Source organism: Luteibacter sp. CQ10, from assembly GCF_040900725.1.
Taxonomy (GTDB): domain Bacteria; phylum Pseudomonadota; class Gammaproteobacteria; order Xanthomonadales; family Rhodanobacteraceae; genus Luteibacter.
Genome location: NZ_JAEUYM010000003.1, coordinates 1 through 21,089 on the forward strand (window position 1 = coordinate 1; position 21,089 = coordinate 21,089).

The 21,089-nt window shown below is 64.5% G+C and carries 13 protein-coding genes and 1 pseudogene; 9 read left to right on the forward strand and 5 right to left on the reverse strand.

From position 1 onward, the window contains the following. Nucleotides 1-118 precede the first annotated feature (118 nt). The 6 genes and pseudogenes from JNG39_RS12960 to JNG39_RS12985 all read left to right on the forward strand — a co-directional run. Nucleotides 119-1,732, forward strand: a pseudogene (locus JNG39_RS12960) (type IV secretory system conjugative DNA transfer family protein); the annotation flags it as partial. A 125-nt stretch (nucleotides 1,733-1,857) separates the two neighbouring features. Continuing rightward, nucleotides 1,858-2,760: a hypothetical protein gene (locus tag JNG39_RS12965; RefSeq protein WP_368311942.1), complete on the forward strand. Its 903-nt coding sequence runs from the start codon at nucleotides 1,858-1,860 to the stop codon at nucleotides 2,758-2,760. 10 nt (nucleotides 2,761-2,770) lie between these two features. Then, nucleotides 2,771-4,414 carry a peptidoglycan-binding protein gene (locus JNG39_RS12970; RefSeq protein ID WP_368311944.1) on the forward strand — a complete coding sequence of 548 codons (1,644 nt, stop codon included), beginning with the start codon at nucleotides 2,771-2,773 and terminating at the stop codon, nucleotides 4,412-4,414. Nucleotides 4,415-4,589: 175 nt separating this feature from the next. Further along, entirely contained in the window at nucleotides 4,590-6,029 is a 1,440-nt protein-coding gene (tldD, locus tag JNG39_RS12975) for a metalloprotease TldD (protein WP_368311945.1), read from the forward strand. Nucleotides 6,030-6,324: 295 nt separating this feature from the next. Then, nucleotides 6,325-13,500 (forward strand): beta-1,3-glucanase family protein, encoded by a 7,176-nt coding sequence (locus JNG39_RS12980; RefSeq protein ID WP_368311946.1) that lies wholly within the window; start codon nucleotides 6,325-6,327, stop codon nucleotides 13,498-13,500. 177 nt (nucleotides 13,501-13,677) lie between these two features. Next, nucleotides 13,678-14,835: a hypothetical protein gene (locus JNG39_RS12985; protein WP_368311947.1), complete on the forward strand. Its 1,158-nt coding sequence runs from the start codon at nucleotides 13,678-13,680 to the stop codon at nucleotides 14,833-14,835. Nucleotides 14,836-14,866: 31 nt separating this feature from the next. Here the strand turns inward: JNG39_RS12985 and JNG39_RS12990 are convergent, their stop codons facing one another. The 3 genes from JNG39_RS12990 to JNG39_RS13000 form a co-directional block, all read right to left on the reverse strand. Then, nucleotides 14,867-16,195, reverse strand: coding sequence for an epoxide hydrolase family protein (locus tag JNG39_RS12990; RefSeq protein WP_368311948.1), 1,329 nt, complete (start codon nucleotides 16,193-16,195; stop codon nucleotides 14,867-14,869). 277 nt (nucleotides 16,196-16,472) lie between these two features. Then, the gene (gene yjgA, locus JNG39_RS12995) at nucleotides 16,473-17,006 is read right to left on the reverse strand and encodes a ribosome biogenesis factor YjgA (RefSeq protein WP_247369244.1); all 534 of its coding nucleotides are present in this window, start codon (nucleotides 17,004-17,006) and stop codon (nucleotides 16,473-16,475) included. Further along, a complete protein-coding gene (locus tag JNG39_RS13000) occupies nucleotides 17,003-17,254 on the reverse strand; it encodes a DUF1653 domain-containing protein (RefSeq protein ID WP_144909512.1) in 252 nt (83 codons plus the stop codon). Before JNG39_RS13000 ends, yjgA begins: the two co-directional genes overlap by 4 nt. Before the next feature lie 119 nt (nucleotides 17,255-17,373). On the opposite strand from JNG39_RS13000, the gene pmbA reads away from it, so the two are divergent. Both pmbA and JNG39_RS13010 read left to right on the forward strand, forming a co-directional pair. Then, nucleotides 17,374-18,723 carry a metalloprotease PmbA gene (pmbA, locus tag JNG39_RS13005; RefSeq protein WP_368311950.1) on the forward strand — a complete coding sequence of 450 codons (1,350 nt, stop codon included), beginning with the start codon at nucleotides 17,374-17,376 and terminating at the stop codon, nucleotides 18,721-18,723. Between the two features lie 73 nt (nucleotides 18,724-18,796). Next, on the forward strand, nucleotides 18,797-19,198 hold the full coding sequence (locus JNG39_RS13010) for a DUF4870 domain-containing protein (protein ID WP_368311952.1): 402 nt from the start codon (nucleotides 18,797-18,799) through the stop codon (nucleotides 19,196-19,198). Between the two features lie 91 nt (nucleotides 19,199-19,289). On the opposite strand, the gene JNG39_RS13015 is transcribed toward JNG39_RS13010, so the two are convergent. Further along, nucleotides 19,290-20,195 (reverse strand): polyprenyl synthetase family protein, encoded by a 906-nt coding sequence (locus JNG39_RS13015; protein ID WP_368311953.1) that lies wholly within the window; start codon nucleotides 20,193-20,195, stop codon nucleotides 19,290-19,292. Beyond that, a complete protein-coding gene (locus tag JNG39_RS13020; protein WP_368311955.1) occupies nucleotides 20,173-20,436 on the reverse strand; it encodes an exodeoxyribonuclease VII small subunit in 264 nt (87 codons plus the stop codon). Before JNG39_RS13020 ends, JNG39_RS13015 begins: the two co-directional genes overlap by 23 nt. A 170-nt stretch (nucleotides 20,437-20,606) precedes the next feature. Between JNG39_RS13020 and JNG39_RS13025 the strand changes: the two genes are divergently transcribed. Further along, complete coding sequence (locus JNG39_RS13025) at nucleotides 20,607-21,047, forward strand: cupin domain-containing protein (protein WP_368311957.1); 441 nt, start codon at nucleotides 20,607-20,609, stop codon at nucleotides 21,045-21,047. The last annotated feature ends 42 nt before the right edge of the window (nucleotides 21,048-21,089 follow it).

The following is a 21,089-nucleotide window of genomic DNA, read 5'->3' on the forward strand; positions in this document are numbered from 1 at the left end:
TCGACGAACCCCGCATCATCCCGTCACCGATGCCGAATCCGCTCACGCCGGTTTGCAAAGCGGGCGTCGAAAACCAAAACATAACCTCATCGTTGTGGTTCGACAGGACGTTCGTTGCATGCCTCTTGGAAAGATCGCCGTCGGGATGACGGCGTGCGTGGTGGCCCTCGTGGCCGCGCTTTACGGATCGGCGTATCTCACTCATTTTTTGCTCGGCTTCCAGCACAGCCCTTCGTGGAATACGTGGTGGCGCTACTTCCAGGGGGCCGATCAGCCCGCCTATGTGCCCTTCGCGTGGCGTATCCATGCCGCGGGCGGTATCGGCATCGGTGTTCCCGGCTTGGCGCTGGTCGGTCTGCTCATGGGCCTCCATCGACGCGGGAAGCCCCGGTCCACGCACGGAGACGCGCGCTTCGCCAAGCCCTCGGACCTGCGCAAGGCCGGCCTCTTCGCGTCGTCGCCACAAGGCATCGTCATCGGAAAAATGGGTCGACGCCTGATCCGCATGCCCGGCCAGCAATTCGTCATCCTCGCGGCACCCACGCGGTCGGGCAAAGGCGTGGGCGTGGTCATTCCCAACCTGCTCACTTACGACGATTCGACGGTCGTCCTCGACATCAAACAGGAGAACTTCGAACTGACCAGCGGCTGGCGGGCCAGCCAGGGCCAGGAGATCTATCTGTTCAACCCGTTTGCCGAAGACCGCCGGACGCACCGCTGGAATCCGCTGAGCTACGTGTCGAACGATCCGGATTTCCGTATCTCCGATCTCCAGGCCATTGCCGCCATGCTCTGGCCCGATGGCTCGGGCGACCAGAAGTTCTGGGTGAGCCAGTCGCGCAACGCCTTCATGGCCTTTGCGCTCTATTTGTTCGAGCGCGGTGGGGAAACGCCGACGCTCGGCCAGATCTATCGCCTGTCTTCCGGCAATGGCGGCGACCTGAAGCCATATCTTCTTGAACTGGCCGAGGAGGGATACCTGAGCAGTCATGCCAAGACGGCTTTCGCCAACCTGACCTCGCAGGCGGAAGAGACCTTCAACTCCATCCTGGGCAGCTTCAAGGAGCCATTGAACGCCTTCATCAATCCGGTGCTCGACGCGGCCACCAGCGGCAACGACTTCGATCTCAGGGACGTTCGAAAGAAGAAGATGACGATCTACATCGGCATCCTGCCGAACAAGCTCGCCGAGAGCCGCGTTCTCGTGAACCTGTTCTTCAGTCAGCTCATCAACGTCAATACGAAGGAGATGCCGGGCACGAACCCGGAGCTGAAGCACCAGTGCCTGCTCCTGATGGATGAATTCACGAGCATCGGCCGCGTGGACATCATCGCGACCGCGGTCAGCTATATGGCCGGCTACAACTTGCGCCTGCTTCCCATCATCCAGAGCATGGCCCAGCTCGACGCCACGTATGGCCGTGACGAAGCCCGCACGTTGATGACCAACCACGCCCTCCAGATCATCTACGCACCGCGCGAACAACAGGACGCCAACGACTACTCGGAGATGCTCGGCTACACCACGTTACGCAGGGAGAGCGTCACCCGCGGGCGGGACATCAGCCGCACCGAAAGCGAAGAACGGCGCGCCCTGATGCTTCCCCAGGAATTGAAGGCCATGGGAGCGGACGACGAAGTGTTTCTCTACGAAGGCCTGCCGCATCCGGTGCGATGCCGAAAGATCCGCTACTACAAGGATGGTTTCTTCACCAGGCGGCTGAGGCCGAAGGTGGCGATTCCGGGGCTTGTCATGGCGTCGAAGCAAAGCGCGCCTTCGAAACCCACGATGAAAGCGGCAAGCCCCAATGGTCTTCGCCTGCTCACTGAAGACTGAAGCAAACCAAAGGAGGCGATATGAGTAAGGAAGACGACGACACCCCAGCCTCATCGCTTCAGCCGGTCCACAAGTTGACCCGCCCTGATCCGCTGCATGAGCTCCAGCTTCTGCGGGACTTGGCGATCATCAACGAAAGGACCGAATGGGAGCTTGGGCCACGACCGCACCAAACTGCTCCTGTCGAGCCAAAACGTAAACCGAGGCTTGAACAGATAGCCCGGTCATCCGGAAATGAAATCCATGAGTGCAACGATATGAATCCAACACGCATCGCCATGGCGGCCACGCTAGGGCTCTCTTTGAGTCAGCCCGCTTTGGCAGTCGAGAAGCCTGCAAGTTCGAGCAGGGACATTCCGAAGAGCGTTCGTTCTGTGATCGGTAATGACCAGGTGGTCATCGCCTATCAGGCGGTCGATAGCGATGACGGGCGAGGCAAGACTGTAGCCCTGGTGACTCGTACTCAGACCAAAGGGCCAGCGACATCCGATCCTGACTACGTGTGGAAGGCGGAGTTCGCTTGCGAACTCGTCGTCATTGACGTGATCGAAGGCCATGCGACGATTAAGGGTCGAAGCCGAGGGGCCGTCAATTGTGATGGAAATAATAGGAATAAACGTGCCGGATACCGTGAGTTGGATGAGAACCTCGATCTCTCTTCGGGAATGATCACATTCAAGAACTATTCCAACAGCACTGCTGCAGGCTGGTTCAGCTACTCGTTTTTTCTCAATAGTGGCAAGTGGCTCGTGTCTTCGGCGAAAGCCGAGTACCACTTTAATGAGACGGATGATGAAGGCTACTTGGTTTTCACTACGGAGGAGGCTTCTTTTCCGAAGGACTTCGGGCTGATTCCCATGGAGGATCTTGATCCGGTCTGGATGGCCGGAACGATAAGCAAGCATCGCACGAAAAGTAGATAAGGAGTGATGCGTGCCACGACTTAATGAATCGGCCGCTTTCTTACTGAGAGAGGCAATAGAGTCCGGCATCACGTCTCCCGTCGAGCTGGCTAATCTTATGGCGAACGCGTCTGTCGAAACGCGAAAATTTTCGGTTATGCACGAGTCATTCGGATATGCGAGCGTCGACAGGCTGCTGAGCGCTGCCAGTTCTGCGATCGAACGTTTCACTCGTGAGGAAATTCAAAGCGCCATCGATAGCCGCGATCCCCGAAGGATTGCAACGGTCATGTATGAGCGGAGACCGAGCTTGGAGAATTCCGAGCCGGGAGATGGTTGGAAATTCCGTGGGCGTGGATATTTCCAGCTGACGGGTAGACACAACTATCGAGTCTATGGTGGCTTGATTGGCGTGGACTTGATTTCCAATCCCGATGCTGCCGCCGATCCAAAAAATGCAGCGAAAATATCCTTGTTGTTCTGGAGGGAGAACAGGCTTGGCCGATTCAAAGATGCCATTTCGGTTGGAGCTAAGCTAAACGGCGGGAAGAATGGCGAGAATGAACGGTATGTCGCGGGCCGACAGTGGGCTAGCATCCTTACCGAAGATCTCATCCGAGATATACGAAGTGGGGCCATAAGTGCGGAGCAACTCGCGCAGATCGAAACGGACTTCGATGTTGTAGCGCATTCGGGCCATTCCCCTGAACTGATGCAAGTTCAGCAGAACTTGAACGAGCTTGGTTACACCGACAAACATAACAGGGCGCTGACGGTTGACGGCGACGACGGAGTCAATACCCGAGCGGCCGTGGAAAAGTTCCAGCGCGATCACGGGCTCACGGTGAATGGCCGGGCGGACCCGAGCGTACAGGCGGTGGTACGCGAAGCGGTCGAAACGAAACGTCGGTCTTTCGGACTGCCTGACGCGCCCTACCTGCGGCAGGGAGAGCCGGATACGGCCATGTCTATGTATCGCTCGTTTGCGCCTGGGCCTGTTCCCGGCCTGGCGGTCACCGATGATGCATTGATCCGCAGTTTGCAGCAGAACCTCAATACCCTCGGCATCGCCGACATGAAAGGCGAGCCCCTCGAGGTTCACGGCGTTTACGACATATCCACGCAGGCAGCGGTGGCGCGGTTCCAACGCACACAGGGGCTTGAGGTTACGGGGCAGCCCGACGAGCGGACGCGTTCCCTGCTTCACGGCCAGGCGTTCATCGCCGAGTTGAAGCAGTTGCCGCAGGCGCCGGTCGTCGAACCGACGCCGTGGGCCGATCCGGCACCTCGGGCGCAGCGGCAGCCGTCGCTCGCCCCACCGGAGCCCGAGCCAATGCGATTCAGCGATCCGAAGCATCCACAAAACGCGCTCTATCGCGAGCTCAAGCGGATGCTGCCCGAAAAGACGAAGGAGGATCGTGTCGCCCAGATAACGGCGGCCTGCTACGAAGGCGGCATCAAGCCGGGCCGGATCGGAACGTTCGAGATCAAGGATGACAGGATCGAGGTGTTCGGGGCGCTCACGGGCTACGCGGATGTCGACCTTCTCCAGCGTCCCGCCGAGCAGGAGAGCCTCGAGCGCGTGCAGTCCTTCGACCGGCAGCAGATGCAGGAACTCGCGCAGCTTCAGGCGCAGCGGCAGGAGGCGAGCCTCGGGCCAGCCATGGTGCGTTGACGGTCCGGGGCCGGGGAGGGCCTGGTGACGGAGGGGGCGCGTCGCCTTCCGCGCCGCCCCTCTCGGGGGCGGCGCTTACGTCGAGGCATCCGGTTTTCGCCAAACCCTCCCAAGGGTTTAAGCTGGCGGTTTCGGGCCCCATCTCGGAGCCTGTCACCCGTTACCGGTAGCCTCCATGGATTCCCTGATCACCCTCGCCGAACGTCGCCTCCTCACCCCGGGCGGTTTGGCCGCTTCCGACCTGGATCGCGTGTTTTCGCAGCTGATGGGCCCCTCCATCGACGCGGCCGACCTCTATTTCCAGCATTCGCGCAGCGAATCCTGGCTGCTGGAGGAGGGCATCGTGAAGGACGGCAACCACTCGATCGAGCAGGGCGTGGGCGTGCGGGCCATTTCCGGTGAGAAGACCGGCTTTTCCTACTCCGACGAAATCGTGCTACCGCAGCTCCTGGAAGCCTCCCGCGCCGCGCGGGCCATCGCCCAGGGCGGTGCCGGTGCGGGCAAGCCGCTGTCGCTGGCGACGGGACGGGCCCTGTATCCGGCCATCGATCCGGTGGAGAGCCTGCCCAACGAAGAGAAGATCGCCCTGCTGCGCGAGGTGGACGCCTATGCGCGCTCGCGCGATCCCAGGGTGAAGCAGGTGGTGGTGAGTCTCTCGGCCACGCTCGATACCGTCCTCGTGGCGGGCTCCGACGGCACCCTGGCGGCCGACGTGCGGCCGCTGGTACGGCTCAACGTGCAGGTGATCGCCGAACAGAACGGCCGTCGCGAGCAGGGCCATGCCGGGGGCGGCGGGCGGTACGGCTACCGCGAGCTGATCGCGAACGGTCGCGCCCATGCCTTCGCCGAGGAAGCCGTTCGGCAGGCCCTGGTCAATCTCGACGCGGTGGATGCCCCCGCCGGCACCATGACCGTCGTGCTCGGTCCGGGCTGGCCCGGCGTGCTGCTGCACGAAGCCATCGGCCATGGCCTCGAAGGCGACTTCAACCGCAAGGGCAGCTCGGCCTTCGCCGGGCGCATCGGCCAGCGCGTGGCCGCCGAGGGCGTGACGGTGGTGGACGACGGCACCCTGCCGGGACGCCGCGGCTCGCTCAACATCGACGACGAGGGCACGCGGACCGAGTGCACCACGCTCATCGAAAACGGCATCCTCAAGGGCTACATGCAGGACAAGCTCAACGCCCGGCTGATGGGCGTGAAGCCCACCGGCAACGGCCGCCGTGAATCCTTCGCCCAACTGCCGATGCCGCGCATGACCAATACCTACATGCTGGCCGGCCAGCGCGAACCCGAAGAGATCATCCGCTCGGTGAAGAACGGCCTGTATGCCGTGAACTTCGGCGGCGGCCAGGTCGACATCACCAACGGCAAGTTCGTGTTCTCGGCGAGCGAGGCCTACCTCATCGAGGACGGCAAGATCACCGCGCCGGTGAAGGGCGCCACCCTGGTGGGTTCCGGTCCCGAGGTGCTCACCCGCGTCTCGATGATCGGCAACGACCTCGCGCTGGACGAAGGCGTGGGCGTGTGTGGCAAGGATGGGCAGAGCGTGCCGGTGGGCGTGGGCCAGCCGACGCTTCGCGTCGACGGCATGACGGTGGGCGGCACGGCCGCCTGAGCGTCTTGCCCAAAACTATCCAGCCGCCCCTAAACACGACGCCCATCACGGATTGCAAAATCGTCACCCTGCGGGACGCGCGTCTACCCCTATTTAGTATTGTGATGGTCATTTACTGCGTGGATGATCCGTGCCGAAGACAGGGTATGGACGTCTGATCCAGGCGTAGCGGGTTCATTCGCTTCTTTTGAAAGCATTCGAAGGCAAGGGCCGGTGGCACGTTCACCGGCCTGCGGCGTGTCGTGTGCTCGGGACATCCCCTGTCCGATATCGACTTCAACCAGGGGAAAACCCAATGAAGCATCCCGCATCACCCCCAAGCAGGACGCGGCGGAAACCACTGGCTTCCGTCGCCGCCCTGGTCCTGATGGGCGTGGCGGTCTCGGCGCAGGCCGTGACGCTCGCTCCGTCGGATCGCCAGGACATCAACATCGGCGCCCGGCCGTGGAAGTACACCAAGCAGCACATCACCAACCCGAACGACCCCGTGGTCTACGCGGACGTTCCCAACGGTGACGCCGGCGCGGCGGTCAACTTCGACGACAGCAAGTGGCTGACCGTCGGCCTGCCGCACGCGGCGAACGACTTCACCACCTTCATCAACCAGGAGTCCGGCGGTGGCCAGGGCAGCCTGGACGGCGAAACCAGCTGGTATCGCAACCGCCTGACCGACTCCGCGTCGATGAAGGGCAAAAAGGTGATGCTCGAGCTGGAAGGCGCGCACACGGGCGACCGCGTGTACGTCAACGGCCAGTTCATTCCCGGCACCGGCGTGCTGAACCAGCCCGGCCAGCCCGATGCGCAGGCCACCCACGTCATCGGCTTCATCCCCCATATCGTCGACCTCACGCCGTACCTGCGCTACGACGGTACCGACGTGATCGCGGTGAAGGTCAGCCGCAGCGGCGGCGGTTTCTTCGAGGATCCGGGCTTCTCCGGCTCGTTCCGCTTCGGACAGTCCGAGGCGGGCATTTTCCGTCCGGCCTACCTGCACGTGACCAACCTCGTGCACATCCCGGAGAACGTCTACGCCGGCCAGAACACCTGGGGTACGTACGTCGGCACGAAGTCGCTGAGCACCGACCTCAAGGCCGCCACCGTCGAAGTCCAGACCAACGTGGTCAACGAGACCGACACGCCGCAGACGGTCACCCTCGTCACGCAGATCGTCGACGCCAACGGCAACGAAGTCGCGCGCGACCAGCAGGACAGGACGCTGGCCCCGCACGTGATCCCGAGCGACCAGACGCCGGTGTTCGACGAGACGCTGACGGTGAACAACCCGACGCTCTGGTATCCGAACAACAGCACGGAAGGCAAGCCGTACCTCTACCGCGTGTTCCACACCGTCAGCATCAACGGCGTGGTGGTGGACGCCAAGCAGAGCACGCTCGGCATCCGCATGCTGACGTGGGACAAGGACTTCCTCTACGTCAACGGCAAGAAGCAATACGTCTACGGTGGTTCGAGCCGCTACGACTACCCGGGCCTGGGTTCGTCCGTGCCCGAGGAACAGCAGTGGCGTGACCTGAAGGACATGGCCGCGATGGGCGGCAATCTCTTCCGCGTGGGTCACTCGCTGCCCAGTCCCGAATTCGTGGCGGCGGCGGACGCGCTGGGCGTGTTCCTCGTGCAGCCCAGCGGCGACGGCGAGGGCGGCTTCGGCAATACCTGCGCCGCCGGCGACGGCGCCTGCAACGACATGTGGACGATCAAGCGCGAAGTGCAGCGCGATACGGTGATCCGCGATCGCAGCCACCCGTCGATCCTGGCGTGGGAAATCAACAACGGCACGATGGACACGCCGTTCGCGCAGGAACTGGGCCAGAACTCCAAGGATTGGGACAACATCGCCCCGCGTGCCATCGCGGACCGTACCCCGAAGGCGGCCAACGGCGACATCCTCAGCTGCTCGAAGGCCGGTTGCGAAACCCACGTGCACCAGGTGGATTTTCCGAACAAGCCCGCCTGGGGCGCGGAATACTGGGGTCCGGGCGGCAAGCGTGAAGGCTACGACACCGAACTGGCGTTCGCGCTGAACTACCTCACGCCGTGGTCGCAGGCCCGCAAGGTGGGTACCTTCGGCATGGCGCAGTGGTATTTCGCCGACACCCCGGGCGAGGTCATCGAGCTGGTCGACGGCACGGAAGACGACCATTGGGTTTTCCATCACGACGACAAGGGCAACCCGACGTTCCATCCCGATGGCAAGCAGGTGAAGGACTTCACCCACAATGCCCGCGGCAACAACGCGTCGATGGCTGACGCGAACCGTTTCCCGCGCATGCTGTATTACATCTACGAATCGGTGTGGACGCCGTTCGAAGTCAAGCCGATGGTGAAGCTGGCCAACACCTGGAACCGTTCGGGTGACATCACGGTCAGCGCCTTCAGCAACTGCCCGGCCGTGCGCCTGCTCGTCAACGGCGTGCAGCAGGGTACCGATCAAGTGCCGAACTCGTGGGATTCGATCGACGACGCGGCGTTCAACGCGCTGAACGGTCCGGTCAGCGAGGACACCGGTCACATCCAGGGCGTGGCTACCGCCCAGGCCACCACCAAGCTGCCGGGCCAGGTCCACTGGAACGTCACCTGGCAGGCCGGTTCGGCCGTGGCGCAATGCATCGGCACCGACGGTCTCGTGGTGCAGAAGAACGGCGCGGACGTCGCCGACACGTTGAAGACCGCCGGTGCGGCCGACCACATCGAGCTGACCGTGGTCAACACGGCCGATCCGATCGTCAAGCCCGACGGTTCGGTGTTCCAGGTCACCGCGAACGGTTCGGACGCGACGTTCATCGTCGCCAAGGTCGTGGACGCCAATGGCGTGCGCGTGCCGGACGCCTCACAGCTGGTGACCTTCAACGTCGACAGCGGCGAATCGCTGGTGACGTTCAACGGTGGCACGCAGCAGCTGGTGGACTGGCAGGGCGTGGTCGTCACCGACCGCAACGGCCCGATGCCGGAACCGAACCACTACTACCATTCGCCGGGTTCGCACGAGCTGAAGTTCGAGGGCGGTTTGCAGAAGATCGCGCTGCGTTCGAAGTTCACGCCGGGCACGGTGACGGTGAGCGCCACGTCGGCCGGCCTGAAGCCGGGCGTGGTGTCGTTCACCATCGCTCCGATCCCGGCGCCCCCGGCGGCCGGCGGTACGCAGATCATCGCCAACCCGACCAGCCAGAGCCTGAGCACGGGCGACCATGCGCACTTCACGGTGGTGGCTTCCAGCTCCCACGCGGTGACCTATACATGGAAGAAGGATGGCGTGGAGATCGCCGGGGCCACGGGTCCGAGCTTCGACACCCCGGCGCTGACGCTGGCCGACAACAACACGAAGTACACGGTGGTGGTGCACGGTGAGGATGCCTCGCCGGAATCGCAGCCGGCGGTGTTGAGCGTGGTGTCGTTCGCGCCCGTGCACGTTACGAAGCAGCCGGTGGCGGTCAACGTCGACGCGGGCCAGACCGCCCACTTCGCGGTGACGGCCTCGGGTTCGCCCACCATCAAGTACCAGTGGATGAAGGGTTCGGACGCCATCGCGGGCGCCAACGGCCCGACCTACGACACGCCGGTGCTTTCGACGAACGACAACGGCGCGCAGTATTCCGTCGTCGTCAGCAACCAGCAGAGCAGCGAGCCTTCGGTGGCCGTGACCCTCACGGTGAACGCCGCCCGTCCGCCGGTCGTCAGCAACACGCTGGCCAGCGTTCGCGCGAATCCGGGCCAGCCCGCGACGTTCGACGCGACCAACCTCGTGGCCGGCAGCTCGCCGTTCCACTACAAGTGGTCGCACGACGGCGTGCCCGTCGGTGGCGACAGCCCCAAGCTGACCATCCAGGCGGTGCGTCAGGGTGACGTCGGTACCTACTCGGTCGAGGTGAGCAACATCGCCGGTACCGCGGCGCCGGTGTCCGCGCAGCTGACCCTGGCTCCGCCGGGCGCCAACCTCGCCCTGCAGAAGGTGACCACCTCGACGGCGCTGGAAGACAACGTCGGCCTCGCGGCGTGGCATGCCGTGGACGGCGACGACACCACCCGTTGGGGCTCGGCGCACGAGAACGACGAGTCGATGACCGTCGACCTCGGTTCGTCGCGCACCTTCAACCGCGTCGTGCTGAAGTGGGAAAACGCCTACGCCGACGAATACGCGATCCAGTACTCCGATTCGCTCGACGATGCGAGCTTCAAGGACGCGCTGCACGTCACCGACGGCAGTGGCGGCACCGACGACCGCACCTTCGATACCCCGGTGAAGGGTCGCTACGTCCGCATGAAGGGCATCAAGCGCCATACGGATTACGGCTACTCGCTTTACGAGTTCCAGGTGTACAACACGCCCAGCTGCTGCACTGCCGCCGACCGCTACTCGGTCGACGCGACCAACAAGTTGGTGACGGACAACCTGAGCGGCCTGGTGTGGGATCAGTTCCAGCGTGGCTTCGCCGACCAGGGCGCCCAGTTCACGCAGCTGGAGGCGATCAAGGCCTGTACCGCCGTCAATGCGCGCCTGCCGTCGATCGACGAAGCGGTGGCCATCGCCGGCACCAACAACTCGACGTCGGCGTTCCCCGGTTCGTGGAGAACCTGGACGGCGGGCAACGATCCGAACAATCCGACCTTCGCCACCATCGTGGGATCGGACGGCTCGAAGTCGACCCAGGTACTCGACAACTTCCCCGGCAACGTGGTGTGCGTGCGCGGCGCCGAGGTCAAGGCGCCGACGATCACGGCCCAGCCCACCGACCAGACCGCTGGCGTGGGCCGCTCCGCGCACTTCGACGTCGCGGCGACGGGCGACGGTCCGCTCACCTACGACTGGTACACGGTCACCACGGACGCCAACGGCCAGGACGTGCTGAACTCGCTGGAAAGCACGCCGGATGGCAGCTATCACACGAAGGCCCTCACGGCGGCGCAGAACGGCACCGTCATCCGGGTCAACGTGATCAGTGCCAAGGGGCTGCTCACGGCCAGTCGCGACATCAGGCTGACCGTGGACGGCTCCAACACCGGGTTCGATCCGGATTTCGGTGGTGCCGCTCCGCAACAGCCGGGCAACGGCAATGACGGCGGCAACAACGGTGGCAACACCGGTGGCGACCAGACCGGCGGCAGCCAGCCGGGTACCGACGGCAAGGGCGGCAAGACGATCACCCACGGTGCGACGGCATTCTCGTCCGTCGGCTTCGAACGTGGCGACCTGAGTGCCTCGGCCGCCATCGACGGCGACATGACCAGCCGCTGGTCGTCCACCCCGAAGGTGGATCCCGCCGACCTGGCCGTGGACTTCGGCACGCCGAAGACCTTCGACCACGTGATCGAGCGTTGGGAGAACGCGTCCTCGGCCAGGTACACGATCGACGTGTCCGACGACGGCAAGGCCTGGACGACCGTCGCGGGCCCGATCGAAGGCCACGGCGGCGTGGAGACGCAGAAGTTCGCCGCGGTGACCAAGCGTTACGTGCGTATGAACAGCGAAGCGCGCAACACGGACTACGGCAACTCGATGTTCGAGTTCGAGGTGTACGCCCCGGCGATCCAGATCGTGGGCCAGCCGCAGTCGCAGAGCCTCACCGAGGGCCAGACGGCCACCTTCACGGTGGGTACGCAGGCCGCCGGTAATGTCGGCTTCCAGTGGCGCCACGACGGCACCGCCATCGCCAACGCCACCCAGGGCACCCTCACCTTCGCCGCCAAGCTGGCCGACGCCGGCAGCTACGACGTCGTGGTGTCCGATGCCAATGGCAACAGCGTGACCAGCAACGCGGCGACCCTCGCCGTGCAGCCGGTGCAGCAGCAGCCGACGGACGGCGGTTCCAACGGGTCGGGCACGGGTTCGTCCAACGGCGACCTCGCCCTGAACCGTCCGGTGCTCGCCTCGGACGAGGAGAACCCGGTGGCCTTCAAGGCGTCCAACGCCAACGACGGCGACGCCGGCACGCGCTGGTCGTCGGGCTTCACGGACGACCAGTGGATCCGCGTCGACCTCGGTTCGGTCAAGACCGTGAACAAGGTCGTGCTGAGCTGGGAGAACGCGCATGCCACCGATTACCTGATCGAGGTGTCGGTCGACGGCAGCACCTGGCAGACGGCCTTCTCGAAGGCGGGAAGCCAGGGCGGCGTGGAAACGCTGACGTTCCCGGACAAGCAGGCGCGCTACGTGCGCATGCATGGCGGACACCGCAGCACCCAGTACGGTTACTCGCTGTGGTCGTTCGAAGTCTACGGCTCGGGCGGTGACGACACCTCGGGCGGCCAGCCCACGGATCCGTCCACCAACGACCCGACGACCGGCTTCGACTACGACGTGTATCCGGGCTTCATCGGCACGACGCTGCGCAATGCCACCAACGGCAAGTGGCGTGACGACCAGATCTTCATCGCCGTGCTCGGCCGCGATCCGTCGAAGACGGATGCGACGGGGCAGAACGTGTTCTCGTGGGTCAAACCCGACGGCACGCTCACCGCGATGAAGGTGGAAGACAACGACGCATCGAACCATCTGACCAAGAACGGCCAGAACTACCCGAACTACTTCTTCACGCTTGCCCAGGCCAAGCTGGCCAAGCTGCCGATGATGGATTCGGGTCGCATCTACGTGTCCGTCGGTGAGCCGATGTACATGAAGGTGCTCGAGGCCGCCGACGGCACGATCGGCATCGCCGGTCCCAACCCGCTCAACGGTACCGACCCGAACCTGGGCGTGACCTACGACTGGATGGAATACACCTGGAACAAGGATGCGATCTTCGTCAACACGACGCAGGTCGACCAGTTCTCGCTGCCGCTGTCGCTCGACCTTTACAGCGGTAACAAGACCCGCCACGCCAACTCGGGCATCACCCAGACGCGTGCGCAGATCTTCAGCGAGTACAACCAGGAAGTGCCTGCCGAGTTCCAGATCGCGGATACGAATGCCCTTCGCATCCTCGCTCCGGGCAAGGACGCGTTCGACAGCGGCAAGCCGCAGGCGCACTACTTCGATGCGTACATCGACCAGGTGTGGAGCCATTACACGGACCACACCCTGACGATGAACATCGGCAACCAGGTGTTCGAAGGCACGGTGGTCGACGGCACGCTGGTGTTCCACCACACCAACTGGGCCGACGGTCACAACGGCGACGAGCCGGAAGGCATGGCCTTCAACGTGTCCAAGCCGACGACGCAGGCCGTGTTCGAGTGCAAGGACGCCCTCGCCAGCGGCCACGACCCGTGGGGCTTCGAAAGCCAGCTCGAGGCGCAGATCTGCGCGGCGTTCAATCGCCACGTGATGGAAGACACCACGAAGTGGAAGGACCCGTCCGCGTACTACCAGCAGGCCCCGGCCAACTACTATTCGCGCTTCTGGCATGTCCATGGCGTGGATCAGAAGGCCTACGGCTTCGCGTACGACGACGTCAACGACCAGGAGTCGCTGCTCGCCGATCCGCAGCCGGAGCACATGGACATCGGCATCGGCTGGTAAGCGATGCCGTGAGGTGAAAAACGAAGAAGGGCGGTGGAGCGATCCACCGCCCTTTTTCGTTTGGTGCGACCCCCGTCACATAACCGCATAAGAAGGCCTGTTTTGTAAAAGAAGCGGACCTCGGGGCGAGGGCAGGATGATCCACCCGAAATAGACGACGTCGTCGGATCGAACGCCATGCCAGCCCCCGAGATCGGATCGAGCAAAGACGCTATCCAGAGCTTCCTTCAACTGCACGACTTCATCGACAAGGTGGTCGCGCCATGGGCCACGCAGGCACGCATTTCACAGACCATCGCGACGGATTACGACACGATGTCGAATACGCTCTCCAAAGCGTTCGATAGCGCCGTGCAACGATCCTTCAGCGGGTCGGCGTCGGGCAGCAGCCGGATCACCTACCTCACTCCGGTGTTCAAACCGCCCACGGAAAGGCAGCCCGGTGCGACCCCCATCCTGATCAATCACGGCGCGATGGACTGGGAGGTGCTCGACGGCAGGCAGGTGGTGCAGTGCTACACCACGGTCTTCAGGGAAAATCCGGACTCGAATTGGAACGAGAAAGCCGGCGCCGCGGCCAAGTTCAAGGACGTTCAACAGGGCCAGGATGGCAAGGTGCAGATCTACGAGGGACGCGACGGCGAAAAGATGGACTACGTCGGCATTTTCTTCGTCAGCATCGGCCAGCCGTTGCGAGCCCTCAAATGGCTCGAGAAGTACAACGCCACCGGGGGGCAGGCGATCATCCGGCAGTATGCGATTCCCGCCGAGGATTACGTGGAGTTCGCCACCGCGGCGACGCCCGAGCGCTTCGGAGGCGATGGCCTACGCTCGATCAACGTGGACGTGCATGCGGCATCCGATCAGTATGGCCTGCGTCAGCCCCACATCGACACGTTGAAGAAAAAGGTCATCGATCATTCCCTGGTGAGCTACACCGACCACATGAGCGCCATCAACAAGGCGCGTGGCGGAAGGGTGCTTCCGGCCAGCGAACTGCGCCGGCGTCTAGGCGTCCCGGAGGGAGGAATGAGGGCGCTGGAGGTCTTCGTGTCCAAGCGAGCCGGCGACTTCCAGAACAGGCACAAGTTCGAATCCATCGCCGACCTGCTGATGAGCCTCTACGGCGTGTGGTGGAGCAACGATCAATACCTGTCCGACCAGTGGCGTTCGATGCCCGTTGCCAAGCGATGGCTGCGACTTCGCAATGAACTGAAATCGCGTGGCGTCCAGAAAGAGGACGACGTCTGGAAGCTGGTCGAGGCCTGCTATGGGGGAAACCATTCCCCCGGCATGCACGCCCGGCGCATCCTGGAGTCGCAGGGCGCGACATGACGTCGCCGCGCGAGGCGGCGACGTCACCGGCTCAGCGCACCGACCTGAACGCCGCACGCAATTCCTCGGCAAAGGCCTGCGGTTGCTCCCACGCGGCGAAATGCCCGCCCTTGGCCACCTGGTGGTAGTAATACAGGCTGGGGTAAGCCTGCTCGCTCCAGCTCTTCGGCGCGCGGTAGATTTCCTTCGGAAAGACGCTGATCGCGACGGGAACCTTGATGTCGCGCGTCTTCTGCGCCACGGCGCTGAAGTTATTGTTGTTGTTTTCCCAGTAGAACCGCGACGATGACGCGCCGGTATTGGTCAGCCAGTACAGTGTGATGTCGTCGAGCATCTCGTCGCGCGACAGAACGCGTTCCGGCACGCCGTCGCTATCGCTCCACTGGGCGAACTTCTCGTACATCCATGCGGCGAGTCCCGCCGGCGAATCCGACAGCGAGTAACCGATGGTCTGCGGGCGGGTGACCATCAGGGCGCCATAAGCGGCGTTGCGGCCGAAGAACGTGCTCAGCGACTGGTAGGCGGCGCGTTCGTCGGGTTTCAGGCCGGCCGGGGCCGGATCGCCGGCGTTGATCGGTTTGACGAGGTCGCCGGGAACGGTCGCCGGCATGTTGAGATGGATGGCGAGCAGGCCCTTCGGCGCCTGTCGCGCGAGCGCGTCGGAAATGACCGAGCCGTGGTCACCGCCTTGCGATACGTAGTGCGTGTAGCCCAGCCGCTTCATCAGCACGTCCCAGGCCCTGGCGGTCCGCTCCGGACCCCAGCCCAGGTCGGTGGGCTTGCCGGAGAAACCGTAACCGGGAATGGAGGGGATGATCACGTCGAAGGCATCTTCCGCGCGACCGCCGTACGCGGTCGGGTCGGTGAGCGGGCCGATGGTCTTGAGAAACTCGAACGTCGAGCCGGGCCAGCCGTGCGTCAGGAGCACGGGCAGGGCATGCGGATGGCGCGAGCGCACGTGGATGAACTGGATGTCCACGCCGTCGATGGTCGTCACGAATTGGGGCAGGGCGTTGAGCCGGGCCTCGGCCTTGCGCCAGTCGTATCCGTTGCCCCAGTACTTCACCAGTTCCTGCACGCGGGCGAGCTGGATGCCCTGGGATTCGTCGTTGACGGTCTCCTTGTCGGGCCAGCGGGTATCGGCGATGCGGCGGCGCAGGTCGTCGAGCTGTTCCTGCGGTACGTGCACGTGGAAGGGCCGGATGCTTTCGTCGACCTTGGTGGTCGTGGCGGCGACGGCCACCGCGTCGGCCGCCTGGGCATGGACCGCCGGGCCCAGCAGGGCGAAGCCGAGTGCGATGGCGAGGGCGTGCCGGGCGATGGATGCGCGGGAAGAGGGCGGGGCGTAGGCGGATGACATGGTCGTTCTCCATCGGGGTTCGGGACTGTGTGGAGGCACAGTCTAGGAACCGCGTTGGGTGGCGATGTGTCGGTTTTTTGCGGGTATGAAACGTTTTGTATCTACCGGCTTCCGGATACGGTCCGATACAAAAGCCGTACGGCCGCGATCGCGAAAACCATGCTCGAGGCGCGGGGTTCCTGCGTGCGCAGGAACGACGTGAAGCGATCGTTCGGCAACGATGGATTTCGTCGCTCGTCGTTCCGGCCATGCAAGAACCCAGCGCCTCGCGGTGCGGTCACTCGCCCGCTTCGAGTTCCTTGAGGATCCGGTAGATCTCCCGGAACGCGTGCAACGGCTTGTTCGCCTCGCGCTCCGCGCGGGCCTGGCGCACGAGCGAGCGAAGATGCTGGCGATCCAGGTCCGGATGCTTGTCGAACAGCTCGCCCAGCGCCACGTCGCCTCCTTCCAGCAACTTCTCGCGCGCCGCCTCCAGGCGATGCATGTGCGCGGCTTCCTGGCGCTGGCGATCGCGATCTTCGCCCAGGGCGGCACGCGCGTTCACGAACGCCTCGTCGCCGTGCCGACGCATCTGCTTGGCGAGATACGCCATCTGCCGCTTGCGCGCGATATGCGAGGTGACCTTTCGTGTGCGGCCGATCTCGTCGACGATGTCTTCGGGCAGGCCGAGCTTGGGGATGCGCGTCGGCGGCAACTCGACGAGCTGGTTGGCCAGCTTCAGCATGTCCAGCGCGTTGCGGCGCAACTCGCTGCGGCTCGGGCCGAAGTCTTCTTCGTCGTCGTCGCGGGGGGCTTGGTCGAACGGCTTCACGATATCTGCTCCATGAAGGGCGTGAGGACGTCTTCGGCCTCGCGCTCGAAAGCGAAGCGAGGCTGCAGCCGGCCGTCGCGCTCGACCATGTCGGTGAACTTGCTCAGCGGCCGCACGGACAGCCCGTGTCCGCCATAAAGCGGCTTGTAGGCCACCAGTTCTTCGAGGGTATCGCCATCGTGGGCGATGCCCAGCACGCGGTAAGGCATGCCTTTGTAGTGGCGGTAGTAGCCGACACGGATGCTCATATGGATTCCATGGCACCATGGGCGGTGCATTGCTTTTGATCGGGCGGCGCGCCCCCATCTGAATGGGGCAGGTCGCCTTGTGACCCGATATTGTAACCCTGAGCCCCCGGGAAGCCCACGTGAGCCACGTTTCCACCCTCGATAGCAGCCACCAGGACCTCGACCGCCTCGCCGAACTGGCCGAGGACACCATCCGCCGCGCCAGGGCGGCCGGTGCCAGCCAGGCGGAAGTCTCGGCCAGCATCGACGTGGGCCTGAACGTCAACGTGCGCCTGGGCGAGGTGGAGACCGTCGAGCACACCCGCGACCGCGGCTTCTCGCTCACGGTCTATGTCGGTCAGCGCAAGGGCTCGGCCAGCACGGCCGACCTCAACCCCGACTCCATCCAGGCCACCATCGACCAGGCATGCGCGATCGCCCGGTTCACCGAGGAAGACCCGGCCGCCGGCCTCGCCGACGCCGATCGCATGGCCACCGTCTTCCCCGACCTCGACCTGTGGCATCCGTGGGATCTCGACGTGGATCGAGCCATCGCGCTGGGCCGCGACATCGAGGACGCCGGCCGCGCCATGGCGGGCATCACCAACTCCGACGGCGCCAGCGTGAACGCCGGCCAGAGCCTCTCGGTGTATGCCAACTCGCACGGCTTCGTCGGTCGCGAGCGCGGCACCCGCCACTCGCTGTCGGTGGCGCTGATCGCCGGCGACGACGAGGGCATGCAGCGCGACTACTGGTACGACACGGTGCGCGATGCCCGCGAATTCATGGACGCCGGCGAACTGGGCCGCAAGGCGGCCGAGCGCACGCTGTCACGCCTCGGTGCCCGCCGCCTCGGCACGCGCCAGGCGCCGGTGCTGTTCTCGCCCGACGTGTCCCGTTCGCTGCTCGGCCACCTGCTCGGCGCGGTGAGCGGCGGGTCGCTGTATCGGCGTTCGAGCTTCCTGGTCGACCACGCGGGCAAGCAGATCCTGCCCTCCTGGTTCCGCATCGACGAAAAGCCGCTGGTGCCGCGTGGCATGGGTTCATCCGTGTTCGACGCGGAGGGCGTCGCCACCGTCGAATCGCCGCTGGTGGTCGATGGCGTGCTCGAGCGCTACGTGCTGGGCAGTTATTCGGCACGCAAGCTGGGCCTCACCAGCACCGGCAACGCGGGCGGCATCCACAATCTCTACGTGAAGGCCAACGGCGGCGACTTCGCCGACATGCTGGGCAAGCTCGGCACCGGGCTGCTGGTCACCGAGGTGATGGGGCAGGGCGTATCCATCGTCACCGGCGACTACTCGCGTGGCGCCTCGGGCTTCTGGGTCGAAAACGGCCGTATCGCCTACCCGGTGGAAGAGATCACCATCGCGGCGAACCTGCGCGACATGTACGCCAACCTGGTGGCCGTGGGCAGCGACGTCGACCACCGGTCCCACGTGCTGACCGGTTCCTGGCTCGTCGAGAAGATGACCATCGCCGGGGAGTGACCTTCGGCGGATTGACAGGCGCCGTGGGCGAATCGGACAGTAGGCCCGACATCGCCCACGGAGCAGTGCCCAGATGAGTACGCCGTCCGATTCGTTCCCGCCTCCGCCGCCGCCCTCGCCGCCGCCTTACGAGCCGGTTCCTCCCGCCTCGAACACCGACGACAAGAACCTGGCCATGCTCACGCACCTGTCGGGCATCATCTTCAGCGTGATCGTGCCGCTGATCGTCTGGCTCATCCATAAAGACCGTGCGGACAAGGCCTACCTGGTCACCGAAGCCAAGGAGGCCCTCAACTTCCAGCTCACCGTGCTCATCGGTTACGTGATCTGCTGGATCCTCACCTTCATCCTCATCGGCGCGTTCCTCACGCCGCTGCTTTGGCTGGCCAACCTCATCTTCTGCATCGTCGCGGCGGTGAAGGTGAGTTCGGACGGGAGCTACCGGTATCCGTTCGCGCTTCGGCTGGTGAGCTGAGTCACCGCTTCACGGCTTCGGCGGCTCCTACCAGGCGAGGCCGAGCAGGATGGCGCCATCCGCTCGGCAGGAGCCGATTCATCGGCGATCCCTAGTGCCCGCGCGTCGCCGAATAGCGGGCCAATTCGGCTAGCCATTCCCCCCGCTCGCCCCACGGCGCGATGGCATCGAGCGCGTCGGCCACGAGCGCATCCAGGCGCGCCCGTGACGGCTCCAGTCCGATGATCGAGGGAAAGGTCGGTTTGTCCGCCGCGGCGTCCTTGCCCGCCGTCTTGCCGATCACCGACGACTCGCCCTCGATGTCGAGGATGTCGTCGCGTACCTGGAAGGCCAGCCCCACGGCATGGCCGTAGCGGTCGAGCCGGCTCAGGAGATCGTCGTCCCGGCACCCCGCCGCCAGCGCACCCAGCTTGACCGAGGCGCGGATCAGCGCGCCGGTCTTGTAGGCGTGCATCCGCTCCAGTTCGGCCAGCGTCAGGCGCTTGCCCACCGCGGAAAGGTCGAAGGCCTGGCCGCCGGCCATGCCCTCCGCGCCGCAGGCGGCGCCCAGCGCACGCAGCATCGCGATGCGCGCATGGGCATCGATACCCGCTTCGTCGTGCGCCAGGATTTCGAAGGCCAGCGCTTGCAGGGCGTCGCCCGCCAGGATGGCCATGGCCTCGCCGAACACGATGTGGCAGGTGGGGCGCCCGCGCCGCAGGGCGTCGTCGTCCATCGCGGGCAGGTCGTCGTGGACGAGCGAATAGGCGTGGATGATCTCCACGGCGCAGGCCGGCGCATCCAGGCGTGCATCGTCGATGCCCAGGGCGTGGCCCGCCGCGTAGACCAGCAAGGGGCGTATGCGCTTACCGCCGCCGAGCACGGCGTAGCGCATGGCACGGTGCAGTTCGACGGGGGGATCGTTTTCGCCGGGCAGCGCGCGCGCGAGCGCGTCATCGGCACGGCCGGCCAGCGCCTTGAGATGGGCCGGCAGGTCAGTCGGTGGGGGAGGAATCAAAGGGGGCTGCGCTATCGGGGGATTCGGGGTCGAGCAGCAGGCGCACGCGCAACTCGGCCTGCTCCAATGCCGTCTGGCAGTGGCGATAGAGGCCGATGCCGCGCTCGAACGACTTCAGCGACTCGTCGAGGCTGAGTTCCCCACCCTCCATGCGCGTGACCAGTTGTTCGAGCTCGTCGAGCGAGTGCTCGAACTCGGCGATGGACGACGCGGGTACGGGGGTGTCGGAGGACTTCGGCATGCGCGCAAACTAGCTCACATGGCGCTTTCGATCAATCTCCCGGACAGCCGGGAGAGACCCATATGTTTGAATGCGAAAGGAATATCGTGCGGATGTGCGAGCGCCGTCATGCCGCCGCCACGGCCGGGGTGACTATGCTTGCGCATGACTTGCCACCGGACCGAATGCCGATGAATCCGAAGACCGCCCTGGCGTCGCTGACGCTGGCTCTCGTCGCCGCCTCCGCCCACGCCCAGCAGACCTCCTCGGCGAAAGCCGACACCCTGGTCAAGGCCGAGTCGTCCTGGAACGGCGTTCCCTATACGTCGTATTCGGGCGGCCGTCCCGAGCTGACCATGCTGAAGATGACCATCCCCGCGCACACGGCGTTGCCCTGGCATACCCATCCGAATCCGAACGCGGCCTACGTGCTCTCCGGCTCGATTACCGTGGAAGACAAGGCGTCGGGGAAGAAGCAGGCGTTCCATGCGGGCGAGGCGTTCGCGGAGGAGGTGGGGCAGGTGCACCGCGGCGTCACCGGTGATGAGCCGGCGGTGCTGGTGATCACCTATTCGGGGGTGAAGGGCACGCCGACGTTCGTTCCGGAGAAGGGCGAGAAGCCCGAATATTGATCGCTCCGTAGGGTTCGCCGATACGATCGGCTCCCACCCCTT